The sequence below is a fragment of the Methyloceanibacter sp. genome, from assembly GCF_058506495.1.
Genome location: NZ_JBZMXT010000023.1, coordinates 21,769 through 33,623, shown reverse-complemented (window position 1 = coordinate 33,623; position 11,855 = coordinate 21,769). Strand labels below are relative to the sequence as shown.

Here is an 11,855-nt window from a genome sequence, read left to right as displayed (position 1 = left end):
CTGACGGTGAACACGCTGACCCGCAAAGGCAAAACCAAGTTCTTTCGAGGCGTTAAGGGCACTCAGAAGGATACGAAGAAGGCCGTCGTCAAGCTCGCCGAAGGCGACAAGATCGACGTGACGACAGGGATCTAGCGCGATGGCGTTGAAGACATTCAAACCGACCACGCCGAGCCAGCGCCAGCTGGTGCTTGTGGACCGCAGCCATCTGTGGAAGGGCAAGCCGGTCAAGCCGCTCACTGAGGGTTTGAACAAATCGGGTGGCCGCAACAATACGGGACGCGTCTCGATCTGGCACCGCGGTGGCGGTCATAAGCGCACCTATCGCAAGGTCGACTTCAAGCGGAAAAAGCTGGGCGTTTCGGCGACGGTCGAGCGGCTTGAGTATGATCCGAACCGCACGGCCTTCATCGCGCTGATTAAGTACGACGACGGCGAGCTTTCCTACATTCTGGCTCCACAGCGTCTGGCGCCGGGCGATAAGGTGATCGCCGACGAAAAAGTTGACGTGAAGCCTGGCAATGCAATGCCGCTTGCGAGCATGCCCATTGGCACGATTGTCCACAATGTGGAGATGAAGCAGGGTAAGGGCGGTCAGATCGCCCGCGCTGCCGGCGCCTATGTGCAACTCGTTGGCCGCGACTCCGGCTATGCGATCCTGCGCCTAAACTCTGGCGAGACACGCATGGTTCCCGCGACCTGCATGGCAACGGTAGGCGCGGTCTCCAACCCGGACAATGCAAACGTTTCGTTATCGAAGGCTGGCCGCAGTCGCTGGAAGGGCCGCAAGCCCGTGGTGCGCGGCGTGGCGATGAACCCAATCGATCATCCGCATGGCGGTGGTGAAGGGCGGACGTCCGGTGGCCGGCATCCGGTCACTCCTTGGGGCAAGTCTACCAAGGGTAAGCGGACCCGTACCAACAAGGCGAGCGACAAGTACATTCTGCGCAGCCGCCATATGAAGAAGAAGAAGGGATAAGACGTGGCACGTTCGATTTGGAAAGGTCCGTTCGTCGACGGCTACCTCTTGAAGAAGGCCGAGAAGGCGCGTGAGAGTGGGTCCAACGCTGTGATCAAGATGTGGTCTCGCCGCTCGACAATTCTCCCGCAGTTCGTGGGGCTGACCTTTGGGGTCCACAACGGGCAGAAGCACGTCCCAGTTTTGGTGACGGAAGACATGGTGGGTCACAAGTTCGGTGAGTTCTCACCGACACGGACCTATTACGGTCACGCCGCCGACAGGAAAGCGAAGAAGGGCAAGTAGTCATGGGCAAGCTGCAGAAAGAGCGCACGCTCAAGGACAATGAGGCGAGGGCGGTTACCCGTCTTATCCGTGTGAGCCCACAAAAGCTGAACCTCGTGGCTCAGCTCATTCGGGGCAAGAAGGTCGATCGCGCGCTTGCCGATCTCACGTTTTCGCGCAAGCGGATTGCCAGGGACGTCAAGAAGACTCTGGAGTCGGCGATCGCGAATGCAGAGAACAATCACGACCTCGACGTTGATGCGTTGGTGGTATCCGAAGCCTATGTAGGCAAGAACATCGTGATGAAGCGCATTCAGGCGCGCGCGCGCGGCCGAGCTTCGCGGATCTTGAAGCCATTTTCGCAGATGACCGTGGTCGTACGTCAAGTTGAGGAGCCTGCTTAATGGGACAGAAAGTCAATCCGATTGGGCTTAGGCTCGGGGTCAACCGTACTTGGGACTCGCGTTGGTTTGCCTCGCGCGGCGAGTATGCTGATCTGCTGCACGAAGACATCAAGATGCGCGAGCACATCCTGAAGACCCGCAAGCAGGCTGGCATTTCGAAGGTTGTCGTTGAGCGTCCACATAAGAAGTGCCGCGTCACGGTCTATACCGCGCGCCCGGGCATCCTGATTGGTAAGAAGGGCGCGGATATCGAGACGCTTCGCCGCGAACTCGCAACGATGACGGACTCCGAAGTGCATCTGAATATCGTTGAGGTGCGCAAGCCCGAGATCGATGCCACGTTGGTCGCAGAAGGTATCGCACAGCAGCTTGAGCGTCGCGTGGCGTTCCGTCGGGCGATGAAGCGCGCAGTTCAATCTGCGATCCGCATGGGCGCACTCGGCATTCGTATCAATTGTGCGGGCCGGCTTGGCGGTGCGGAAATCGCGCGCATGGAATGGTACCGTGAGGGACGTGTGCCGCTTCATACGCTCCGCGCCAACATCGATTACGGCACCGCGCTCGGGCGGACGGCCTACGGAATTATCGGCATCAAGGTTTGGATCTTCAAGGGCGAGATTATGGAGCACGATCCCATGGCCCAAGAGAACAAAGCCCTCGAGGCCCAAGAAGGTGGACGCTCTGGGGGTCGGCGCGACTCCGCGCGGGCGCAACGCTAAAGGCAGGACTTAGAGACAATGTTGTCACCGAAACGCACAAAGTTCCGCAAGATGCAGAAGGGCCGTATCAAGGGTGCGGCTAAGGGAGGATCTTCGCTGAACTTCGGAACGTTTGGTCTGAAGGCCCAGGAGCCCGCGCGGGTAACCGCACGGCAGATCGAGGCGGCCCGCCGCGCCATGACGCGTCAAATGAAGCGGGCCGGCCGTGTTTGGATCCGCATCTTCCCGGATGTCCCTGTGTCTAAGAAACCCACAGAGGTTCGCATGGGTAAGGGTAAGGGTACGCCGGAGTTCTGGGCGGCGAAGGTCAAGCCAGGCCGCATCATGTTTGAGATCGACGGTGTCGGCGAGCCCGTGGCTCGCGAGGCGTTGCGACTGGCAGCAGCGAAGTTGCCGGTTAAGACGCGCGTTGTGGCGCGTATCGAGGGCTAAGCGATGAAGGCGAGCCAAGTGAACGACATGACGATCGATCAGCTCAATGATGAGCTGGTCAAGTTGAAGAAGGAGCAGTTCAACCTGCGCTTCCAAGCGGCCTCGGGGCAGCTTGAGAATACGGCGCGGGTACGGCAGGTGCGTCGCGATATTGCGCGCGTCAAGACGCTTGCGCGCGAAAAGAGCGCAGCTGCGAAGGCTTAAAGGTAGATACGATGCCGAAACGCGTATTGATTGGGACAGTGGTGAGCGACAAGAGCGACAAGACCGTTGTGGTCAAGGTCGAGCGCCGCTTCACGCATCCCCGTTTTCACAAAGTGGTCCGTCGCTCCAAGAACTACCACGCTCACGACGAGAACAATGAGTTCAAAGTCGGCGAGAAGGTTTCGATCGAGGAGTGCGCGCCGATGTCGAAACAGAAATGTTGGGTGGTCTTGCCGCGCGAGCAGGCAGCTAGCTAAGGCGAATAACGAGGGGCCTCGATGAAGGCCTGAATAAGGGCGAATGCCATGATTCAGATGCAGACCAATCTCGATGTCGCCGACAACTCGGGCGCAAAGCGCGTCCAGTGCATCAAGGTGCTTGGCGGTTCGAAGCGGAAGTACGCGTCGATCGGCGACACTATCGTGGTGAGCGTTAAAGAAGCGATTCCGCGGGGCCGCGTCAAAAAGGGTCAGGTCATGAAGGCCGTCATCGTTCGGACCGCGACAGGCGTTCGGCGTCAGGACGGTTCATTGATCCGTTTTGATCGCAACGCGGCGGTTTTGGTCAACGCGCAGGGCGAGCCGGTCGGTACGCGTATCTTCGGCCCCGTGACGCGTGAGTTGCGGGCGAAGAAGCACATGAAGATCGTGTCGCTCGCCCCGGAGGTGCTGTGATTATGGCGGGCTTGAAGATCAAAAAGGGCGACCACGTTGTGGTCCTGACGGGCAAGGACAAAGGCAAGAAGGGCGAAGTCCTGAAGGTCATTCCATCCGAGCACCGAGCCATCGTCCAAGGCGTGGCGCAAATGCGTCGCCACCAACGGCAGACGGCAAATCAGGAAGGGGGCATCATTACCAAGGAAGCCCCGATCCATATTTCGAATCTCGCGCTTGAGGACCCCAAGGACGGGGAGCCCACGCGGGTTGGCTATAAATTTCTTAAGGACGGACGCAAGGTGCGTTTTGCCAAGCGTTCGGGCGAGGTCATCGATGGCTGAGCAAGTCTACACACCGCGACTGAAACAGCAGTATCGCGACGTCATTCGGGGCGATCTCAAGAACGAGTTTGCCTACAAGAATGTCATGCAAATCCCCCGCCTAGAGAAGGTGGTTTTGAATATCGGGGTTGGTGAGGCCGTGGGCGACTCGAAGAAGGTCAAGTCCGCAGCCAACGACCTCGGGCTGATTGCAGGGCAGCGCCCGGTTATCACGAAGGCTCGCAAGTCCATCGCCGCGTTCAAACTTCGCGAGGGTATGCCGATCGGCGTGAAGGTGACGCTGCGGAAGAACAGGATGTACGAGTTCATCGATCGGCTCGTGAATATCGCGCTGCCGCGCGTTCGCGATTTTCGAGGACTTAATCCGAAGAGTTTTGATGGGCGCGGCAATTATTCCATGGGTCTGAAGGAGCACATTGTTTTCCCTGAGATCGACTACGACAAAGTGGAAGACGTGCTGGGTATGGACATCGTCGTGTGCACGACAGCGTCGAATGACGATGAAGCGCGCGCGCTGTTGAAGGGTTTGAACTTTCCGTTCCGTAGTTAGGCACGGGCTGGCTGCGATAGGAGGATTGAATGGCTAAGACAAGCATGATCGAGCGGGACAAAAAGCGCCGCCGCCTTGCTAAGAAGTACGAGGCTCGTCGGGCTCGCCTTAAAGCGATCGCTCGTGATGAGTCGTTCCCCGCAGAGGAGCGTTTCGCAGCGCGACTGAAACTGGCGCAGATTCCGCGCAATGCTTCACCGACGCGCATTCACAACCGTTGCGATCTCACCGGTCGGCCTCGCGGGTACTACCGCAAACTTCGTATGTCGCGCATTGCGCTGCGCGATCTTGCAAGCAACGGGCTGATCCCGGGCATGGTTAAGTCAAGCTGGTAAGGACTTCGATGAACATCAACGATCCTCTCGGCGATATGCTGACCCGCATCCGCAATGCGCAGATGCGGCGGAAGAATAAGGTCTCCACGCCAATCTCGAAGCTACGCGAACGCGTGCTCGATGTGTTGGCTGACGAGGGCTATATCCGTGGTTACGCACGTGTCGACTACAACGGCGGCAAGTCTGAATTTGAGATTGAGCTCAAATATTTTGACGGAGAACCGGTGATCAAGGACATCAAGCGCGTGTCTACACCGGGTCGGCGCGTGTACTCGTCGGTAAAAAATCTTCCGACCGTCGCGAACGGTCTTGGTGTGTCAATTCTCTCGACGCCGAAGGGTGTCATGTCGGATTCGCAGGCGCGCAACGAGAATGTCGGTGGTGAGATTCTCTGCAGTGTATTCTAGCGGAGCCATTTGAAGCGAAGGTTTGATCAATGTCGCGCATCGGCAATAAACCAGTCTCTCTCCCTGGCGGTGTCACCGCCTCTGTGGACGGTCAGGAAGTCAAGGTCAAAGGGCCCAAGGGCGAACTCAGCCACGTGCTGGTCGACCAGATTATCGCCAAGATGGGCGATAACGGGATTGAACTCGGCATGCGCGAGGACAACAAGGACGCGCGCGCGATGTGGGGAATGTCGCGCACGCTCGTCGCCAACCTCGTCACAGGTGTGACAGAAGGGTTCTCGAAGACGCTGGAGATCAACGGTGTTGGGTATCGCGCGGCAATGAAAGGTCAAACGCTGCAGTTGCAGCTGGGTTTCAGCCACGACGTTGACTTCGAGATCCCCAAGGGCATCGAGGTCAAGTGTTCGAAGCCGACCGAAATTGTGGTCAGCGGCATCGACAAGCAGTTGGTTGGCCAAGTTGCTGCTGAAATCCGCCGTTACCGTCCGCCGGAGCCTTACAAGGGCAAGGGCGTGAAATATGCCGGCGAGTACATTTTCCGTAAGGAAGGCAAGAAGAAGTAGCGGGATTGAAGATGGGTACGGTGAACAACAGCACTTCGCGGCGCGCGCGCCGCGTGCGGCATTCGCTGAAGCGGGCGGCCAACGGACGAGCGCGTCTGTCGGTGTTCCGTTCGTCGAAGCATATCTACGCGCAGGTTATCGACGATCGTGTGGGCACGACACTCGCGTTTGCATCGAGCCTCGATAAAGACCTTAAAGGCGCGCTCCCGAAGGGCAGCGATACGGCGGCAGCGGAAGCTGTCGGTAAGCTAGTTGCGGAGCGGGCGGTAAAGGCCGGGGTCAAGGACGTCGTCTTCGACCGCGGATCATATATTTATCATGGGCGTATCAAGGCGCTCGCAGACGCGGCCCGTGAGGCGGGTCTCAACTTTTAAGGCATTCGGAAAGGATCGACCGTGGCACGAGGCCAGCAGGGTAGAGAGCGCGACGATCGCGATAACGAATTCGTCGATAAGCTCGTTCATATCAACCGCGTCGCCAAAGTGGTGAAGGGCGGACGGCGCTTTGGTTTTGCTGCGCTGGTCGTCGTTGGAGACCAGAAGGGCCGCGTCGGCTTCGGCCACGGCAAAGCGCGTGAGGTGCCTGAGGCGATCCGCAAGGCAACCGAGTCGGCGAAGCGTAACCTCGTTAAGGTGCCGCTACGCGAGGGCAGGACTTTGCATCACGACGTGCGCGGGCGGCACGGAGCCGGCAAGGTGATCTTGCGTGCGGCGCCACCAGGCACCGGAATCATCGCGGGCGGCCCAATGCGCGCCGTGTTCGAGACACTTGGCATTCAAGACGTGGTCGCGAAGTCGCTCGGCAGCTCGAACCCGTACAACATGGTGCGGGCTACGTTCGACGCGCTGCGCCACGAGGACAGCCCCCGCGGCGTTGCAGCACGGCGCGGCAAAAAGGTCAGCGAAATCGTATCGCGCCGCCGTGATCAGGCAGGCGACGGAGCCGAAGCGCAAGCCTAGGCACCTGAGAAGACGAGGTTAGAGACAATGGCCGAGATCAAGAAGACAATCGTTGTGGAGCAGATCGGAAGTCCGATCCGGCGCCCCGGCGCGCAGCGCGCGACCTTAATCGGGCTCGGCCTGAATAAGATGCACAAACGGCGGACACTGGTCGACACCCCGGAAGTGCGCGGCATGGTGGCTAAGGTAAGCCACTTGGTGCGCATCGTCGAGGAAGAGGCCGGAGCCTAAGGATTGGTGAGATGCGACTAAACGATCTTCGCGACCTTCCTGGCGCGACAACGTCGAAGAAGCGTGTTGGGCGCGGTCTAGGCTCCGGTCTGGGCAAAACGTCGGGCCGAGGCCAAAAGGGCCAGAAATCGCGTTCCGGCGTGGCCATCAAAGGCTTCGAGGGCGGGCAAATGCCAATTCACATGCGCCTGCCGAAGCGTGGCTTCAACAACAAGTTTGCGAAACACTTCAATGAAGTGAATGTCGGGCGTATCCAGACGGCGATTGACGACAAGAAGCTTGATGCGTCCAAGCCTGTGACGGTGCAGGCCTTGATTGATGCTGGGGTTGTCCGTCGTGCCCGTGATGGTGTCCGTCTGCTTGGCCGGGGCGAGCTGAAGTCCAAAGTGTCCTTCGAGGTCACCGGTGCGTCGAGCGGTGCTGTCAAGGCCGTCGAAGCTGCAGGCGGAACCGTCACTCTGACCCCCATGCCGAAACGCTCGGCCAAGCAGGATGGCGAGGCTTCGCCAAAGAAGGCTGCTGCGAAGAAGTCCGCGCCCAAGAGGGCGGCAACGAAGAAATCCTCAGCAAAAAAGCACACGTCAGACTAGCACAATTCAAGACACGATGGGCTGGTCGCCGAGGAGTACTGCCCCACTGTCTTGCAAGAGGAAAGAGCGCCAATGGCTTCTGCGGCAGAACAGCTCGCTTCAAACTTGAATTTCGCGGCGTTTGCGAAGGCCGACGAACTCAAGAAGCGCATCATGTTCACGCTGATCGCGCTCGTGATCTACCGGCTTGGAACCTACATTCCGATACCGGGAATCAATCCTGACGCACTCGCCGACGTCTTCAGGCAGCAGCAATCCGGTATTTTGGGCATGTTCAACATGTTCTCCGGCGGCGCTGTCGGACGCATGGCGATCTTCGCGCTCAACATCATGCCGTACATCTCGGCGTCGATTATCATTCAGCTTTTGACGACTGTCTCGCCAACGCTGGAACAGCTGAAAAAGGAGGGTGAGCAAGGACGTCGTCAGCTCAACCAGTACACCCGCTACGGCACGGTTCTGTTGGCCGCGCTTCAAGGCTACGGCATTGCCGTTGGCCTCGAGGGCGCTGGCAACATTGTTACCGACCCGGGTTGGTTCTTCCGCATCACGACCGTAATAACGCTGGTCGGCGGCACGATCTTCCTTATGTGGCTCGGCGAGCAGATCACCGCACGCGGCGTCGGCAATGGCATTTCGTTGATCATTTACGCCGGTATCGTCGCGGAGCTTCCGTCGGCATTGATTGGAACGCTGGAACTTGGCCGCCAGGGTGCGCTGTCTGTTGGTCTGATCATCGCGCTATTCGTCTTTGGCGCCATCGTGATTGGCTTCATCGTTTTCATGGAGCGGGCTCAGCGGCGTTTGCTGGTGCAGTATCCGAAACGGCAGGTCGGCAATAAGATGTTCCAGGGCGATGCATCGCATCTGCCTCTGAAGCTGAATACGGCCGGCGTCATCCCGCCAATCTTTGCATCCTCGCTACTTCTTCTACCGATCACGGTGGCCAATTTCTCGGCCGGTCAGGGCCCCGAGTGGCTGAATACCATAACGGCGATGCTCGGCCGCGGGCAGCCGCTTTACATCCTGATCTATGTTTCTTTGATCGTCTTCTTTGCGTTCTTCTATACGGCGATTGTCTTCAATCCTAAGGACACTGCCGATAACCTCAAGAAGTATGGCGGCTTCCTCCCCGGCATCCGACCCGGGGAACGCACCGCAGAATACATTGATTACGTTCTCACACGGATCACAGTGGTCGGCGCAATCTACCTCGCCGCGGTTTGTGTGCTTCCAGAAATCCTTATCGCTGAGTGGGGCGTTCCGTTCTACTTCGGCGGCACCTCGCTCCTCATTGTCGTTAGCGTGACTATGGACACAGTGGCTCAAGTTCAGAGTCACCTTCTTGCCCATCAATATGAAGGCCTCATCAAGAAGGCGAAGCTGAGAGGACGGCGAAGATGAACTTGGTGATGCTGGGCGCGCCAGGCGCAGGAAAGGGGACTCAAGCCAAGCGGCTAGAGGATATGCGCGGGTTGGTGCAGCTCTCGACGGGCGACATGCTGCGCGCCGCGGTCGCGGCTGGCACAAAGCTTGGCCAGCAGGCTGGCGGTATCATGGAGCGGGGTGAACTGGTCCCAGATGAGCTTGTCATTGGCCTGATTTCCGAGAGGATGGATCAGGACGAGGGCGGCGCGGGATTCATTCTCGACGGCTTTCCGCGCACCATTGGTCAAGCTGAAGCGTTGGATGAACTCCTGCAGTCACGCGGGGACGCGGTCGACCGAGTTGTCGTCATCGATGTCCAGGACGATGTGCTCGTGGGCCGGATTACGGGACGCTATACCTGCGCAAATTGTGGTGAGGGCTACCACACGGAATTCAAGAAGCCGAAAGTAGAAGGCGTCTGCGACCGTTGTGGTTCAACAGAATTCAAACGGCGCAAAGACGACACCGAGGAAGTGGTGCGGGAACGACTGAAGGCATATCACGATCAGACAAAGCCGCTTGTGGGGTATTATACAGCGCAAGGTAAGGTCAGGACCGTCGATGGCATGGCCGATATTTCGACGGTTCAGAAAGAGATAGATCAAGCACTGGACGTAGAATAGGCAGTAATCCAGGGTTTTCGGCTCTGCGGGCCAGTTGACCTTGTCAAGCGGAATCGCTACATAGTCGCGTTCCATGGCTTGATGGATTGACCGGACCCGGAGGGCACTGCCTGTCCGAGGTCGGTTTTTTTGTGTTTCAATCGGCGAATTTGGTTTTGTTTTAGCACGTTGGCGTGTGCTGTTTAAGGAGGCGACGAAGTGGCCCGAATTGCAGGCGTGAACATTCCGACCAACAAGCGGGTCGAGATCGCGCTGACCTATATCCATGGAATCGGCGATGCCTTTGCCAAGGAAATCTGTAAAAAAGTTTCTATTCCTTCCGAGCGGAGGGTGAATGAACTCACGGAATCCGAGGTAATCCAGATTCGGGAGACCATCGACCGCGATTACGTGGTCGAGGGAGATCTTCGGCGTGAAGTGTCGATGAATGTCAAGCGTCTTATGGACTTAGGGTGCTATCGCGGCTTGCGGCACCGCCGTGGTCTGCCGGTACGCGGACAGCGTACACATACCAACGCGCGCACGCGTAAAGGGCCGGCGAAGCCGATCGCAGGTAAGAAGAAGTAGAGCTACTCCGAACGCGTGGCACGGCGCGTTTGCGTTGCTGCCGCCGCCACTCACTGGAATTCGCGGGAATAGAGCATGGCAAAGGAAAAAGCACGGGTCCGCCGTCGGGAACGAAAGAATATCACGTCTGGCGTGGCTCATGTGCATGCAAGTTTCAATAACACCATGATCACCATCACCGATGCGCAAGGAAATGCGATTTCTTGGTCTTCGGCGGGTGCAATGGGATTTAAGGGGTCACGCAAATCGACCCCTTACGCAGCTCAGGTAGCGGCTGAAGATGCTGGAAAGAAGGCATCCGAGCACGGCATGAAAAACCTTGAGATTGAGGTTCGAGGCCCAGGATCTGGCCGTGAGTCCGCGTTACGTGCGTTGCAAGCGTCGGGCTTCAACATCATTTCCATTCGGGATGTGACGCCCATTCCGCACAACGGCTGTCGGCCGCGCAAGCGCCGCCGCGTCTAAGACGAAAAGGCAATCCTAGAGACGATGCTGGACGACGATATTCGTATTCCGGAGCCGGAGGCTCCACGCAACGATCAAGAAAGGGCGACACCGGTGCTGCAAAAGAACTGGCAAGATCTCATCAAGCCCACCAAACTGAACATCACCGCGGGTCGCGATCCCGACAGGTATGCAACGATTGTTGCCGAGCCGCTTGAGCGTGGTTTCGGTCTGACTCTCGGCAATGCATTGCGCCGTGTACTCCTCTCATCGCTCCAAGGCGCTGCGATCACATCGGTGCATATCGACGGTGTGCTACACGAGTTTTCGTCCATCCCCGGTGTGCGCGAGGACGTGACCAACATTGTCCTGAACATCAAGGAAGTTGCGGTCAACCAGCACTCTGAAGGCATCAAGCGCATGGTTCTTCAGAAAGAAGGACCGGGGATCGCAACGGCCGGTGACATCCAAGGCGGCTCGGAGGTTGAGATCCTTAATCCGGATCACGTGATCTGTACGTTGGATGAGGGTGCAGCCATCCATATGGAGTTCACCTCTGCGTCCGGAAAAGGCTATGTGCCGGCTGAGCGCAACCGCCCGGACGATGCCCCGATCGGGTTCATCCCCGTGGACTCTTTGTTCAGCCCCGTGCGTAAGGTCTCCTATCGCGTTGAGAACACTCGTGAAGGGCAGATCCTCGACTACGACAAGCTGACGATGAATATCGAGACGGATGGTTCTGTGCGCCCTGAGGACACGGTCGCGCTCGCGGCCCGCATCATTCAGGATCAGCTATCGGTCTTCGTCAATTTCGAAGAGCCGAAGAAAGAGCAGACCTTCCCGCAACAGCCAGAGCTGGTCTTCAATGCCGCGCTGTTGAAGAAGGTCGATGAGTTGGAGCTATCGGTTCGCTCGGCGAACTGCCTGAAGAACGACAATATCGTTTACATCGGCGACCTCATTCAGAAGACCGAAGCGGAGATGCTCCGCACGCCGAACTTCGGCCGCAAGTCGCTGAATGAAATCAAGGAGGTCCTGGCCTCCATGGGCCTGCACCTGGGCATGGATGTGCCGGATTGGCCGCCGGAAAACATCGAAGAGCTCGCCAAGCGCTTCGAAGATCATTACTAGCCGCTGTTTCCGCACTGCGCGGGCGGGT

Annotated in this window: 23 protein-coding genes; all 23 read left to right on the top strand. The window is 58.2% G+C overall.

Going from position 1 to position 11,855, the window contains the following annotated elements; all coding sequences use genetic code 11:
• Positions 1–135: 50S ribosomal protein L23 (gene rplW / locus AC33YF_RS06405; protein WP_491776370.1), on the top strand; the 135-nt coding region annotated here is incomplete at its 5' end.
• A 4-nt stretch (positions 136–139) separates the two neighbouring features.
• Complete coding sequence (gene rplB / locus AC33YF_RS06400) at positions 140–979, top strand: 50S ribosomal protein L2 (protein ID WP_491776367.1); 840 nt, start codon at positions 140–142, stop codon at positions 977–979.
• Positions 980–982: 3 nt separating this feature from the next.
• Positions 983–1,264: a 30S ribosomal protein S19 gene (gene rpsS / locus AC33YF_RS06395; protein ID WP_491776366.1), complete on the top strand. Its 282-nt coding sequence runs from the start codon at positions 983–985 to the stop codon at positions 1,262–1,264.
• Positions 1,265–1,266: 2 nt separating this feature from the next.
• Complete coding sequence (gene rplV / locus AC33YF_RS06390; protein ID WP_491776365.1) at positions 1,267–1,647, top strand: 50S ribosomal protein L22; 381 nt, start codon at positions 1,267–1,269, stop codon at positions 1,645–1,647.
• A complete protein-coding gene (gene rpsC / locus AC33YF_RS06385; protein ID WP_491776364.1) occupies positions 1,647–2,366 on the top strand; it encodes a 30S ribosomal protein S3 in 720 nt (239 codons plus the stop codon). Before rplV ends, rpsC begins: the two co-directional genes overlap by 1 nt.
• Before the next feature lie 18 nt (positions 2,367–2,384).
• On the top strand, positions 2,385–2,798 hold the full coding sequence (rplP, locus tag AC33YF_RS06380; RefSeq protein ID WP_491776363.1) for a 50S ribosomal protein L16: 414 nt from the start codon (positions 2,385–2,387) through the stop codon (positions 2,796–2,798).
• A 3-nt stretch (positions 2,799–2,801) separates the two neighbouring features.
• Positions 2,802–3,002, top strand: coding sequence for a 50S ribosomal protein L29 (gene rpmC, locus AC33YF_RS06375; protein ID WP_491776362.1), 201 nt, complete (start codon positions 2,802–2,804; stop codon positions 3,000–3,002).
• 11 nt (positions 3,003–3,013) lie between these two features.
• Positions 3,014–3,259 (top strand): 30S ribosomal protein S17, encoded by a 246-nt coding sequence (rpsQ, locus tag AC33YF_RS06370; protein WP_491776361.1) that lies wholly within the window; start codon positions 3,014–3,016, stop codon positions 3,257–3,259.
• A 48-nt stretch (positions 3,260–3,307) separates the two neighbouring features.
• The gene (gene rplN / locus AC33YF_RS06365; RefSeq protein WP_045367542.1) at positions 3,308–3,676 is read left to right on the top strand and encodes a 50S ribosomal protein L14; all 369 of its coding nucleotides are present in this window, start codon (positions 3,308–3,310) and stop codon (positions 3,674–3,676) included.
• A gap of 2 nt (positions 3,677–3,678) precedes the next feature.
• Complete coding sequence (gene rplX, locus AC33YF_RS06360) at positions 3,679–3,999, top strand: 50S ribosomal protein L24 (protein ID WP_491776360.1); 321 nt, start codon at positions 3,679–3,681, stop codon at positions 3,997–3,999.
• Entirely contained in the window at positions 3,992–4,549 is a 558-nt protein-coding gene (rplE, locus tag AC33YF_RS06355; RefSeq protein WP_491776359.1) for a 50S ribosomal protein L5, read from the top strand. The genes rplX and rplE overlap by 8 nt, the downstream gene beginning before the upstream one ends.
• 29 nt (positions 4,550–4,578) lie before the next feature.
• Positions 4,579–4,884 carry a 30S ribosomal protein S14 gene (gene rpsN / locus AC33YF_RS06350; protein WP_491776358.1) on the top strand — a complete coding sequence of 102 codons (306 nt, stop codon included), beginning with the start codon at positions 4,579–4,581 and terminating at the stop codon, positions 4,882–4,884.
• Positions 4,885–4,892: 8 nt separating this feature from the next.
• Positions 4,893–5,291 (top strand): 30S ribosomal protein S8, encoded by a 399-nt coding sequence (gene rpsH, locus AC33YF_RS06345; protein ID WP_491776357.1) that lies wholly within the window; start codon positions 4,893–4,895, stop codon positions 5,289–5,291.
• A gap of 29 nt (positions 5,292–5,320) precedes the next feature.
• A complete protein-coding gene (gene rplF, locus AC33YF_RS06340) occupies positions 5,321–5,854 on the top strand; it encodes a 50S ribosomal protein L6 (RefSeq protein ID WP_491776356.1) in 534 nt (177 codons plus the stop codon).
• Positions 5,855–5,865: 11 nt separating this feature from the next.
• Positions 5,866–6,228 (top strand): 50S ribosomal protein L18, encoded by a 363-nt coding sequence (gene rplR / locus AC33YF_RS06335; protein WP_491776355.1) that lies wholly within the window; start codon positions 5,866–5,868, stop codon positions 6,226–6,228.
• A 21-nt stretch (positions 6,229–6,249) separates the two neighbouring features.
• Positions 6,250–6,813: a 30S ribosomal protein S5 gene (gene rpsE, locus AC33YF_RS06330; protein WP_491776354.1), complete on the top strand. Its 564-nt coding sequence runs from the start codon at positions 6,250–6,252 to the stop codon at positions 6,811–6,813.
• Positions 6,814–6,840: 27 nt separating this feature from the next.
• Complete coding sequence (gene rpmD / locus AC33YF_RS06325; protein ID WP_491776353.1) at positions 6,841–7,044, top strand: 50S ribosomal protein L30; 204 nt, start codon at positions 6,841–6,843, stop codon at positions 7,042–7,044.
• An 11-nt stretch (positions 7,045–7,055) separates the two neighbouring features.
• The gene (gene rplO / locus AC33YF_RS06320; protein ID WP_491776352.1) at positions 7,056–7,634 is read left to right on the top strand and encodes a 50S ribosomal protein L15; all 579 of its coding nucleotides are present in this window, start codon (positions 7,056–7,058) and stop codon (positions 7,632–7,634) included.
• Positions 7,635–7,706: 72 nt separating this feature from the next.
• The gene (gene secY, locus AC33YF_RS06315) at positions 7,707–9,038 is read left to right on the top strand and encodes a preprotein translocase subunit SecY (RefSeq protein WP_491776351.1); all 1,332 of its coding nucleotides are present in this window, start codon (positions 7,707–7,709) and stop codon (positions 9,036–9,038) included.
• Positions 9,035–9,685, top strand: coding sequence for an adenylate kinase (locus AC33YF_RS06310; protein WP_491776350.1), 651 nt, complete (start codon positions 9,035–9,037; stop codon positions 9,683–9,685). Before secY ends, AC33YF_RS06310 begins: the two co-directional genes overlap by 4 nt.
• A gap of 198 nt (positions 9,686–9,883) precedes the next feature.
• The gene (gene rpsM / locus AC33YF_RS06305; RefSeq protein ID WP_491776349.1) at positions 9,884–10,252 is read left to right on the top strand and encodes a 30S ribosomal protein S13; all 369 of its coding nucleotides are present in this window, start codon (positions 9,884–9,886) and stop codon (positions 10,250–10,252) included.
• Between the two features lie 75 nt (positions 10,253–10,327).
• Positions 10,328–10,717: a 30S ribosomal protein S11 gene (rpsK, locus tag AC33YF_RS06300; protein ID WP_491776348.1), complete on the top strand. Its 390-nt coding sequence runs from the start codon at positions 10,328–10,330 to the stop codon at positions 10,715–10,717.
• Between the two features lie 93 nt (positions 10,718–10,810).
• The gene (locus AC33YF_RS06295; protein ID WP_491776369.1) at positions 10,811–11,827 is read left to right on the top strand and encodes a DNA-directed RNA polymerase subunit alpha; all 1,017 of its coding nucleotides are present in this window, start codon (positions 10,811–10,813) and stop codon (positions 11,825–11,827) included.
• The last annotated feature ends 28 nt before the right edge of the window (positions 11,828–11,855 follow it).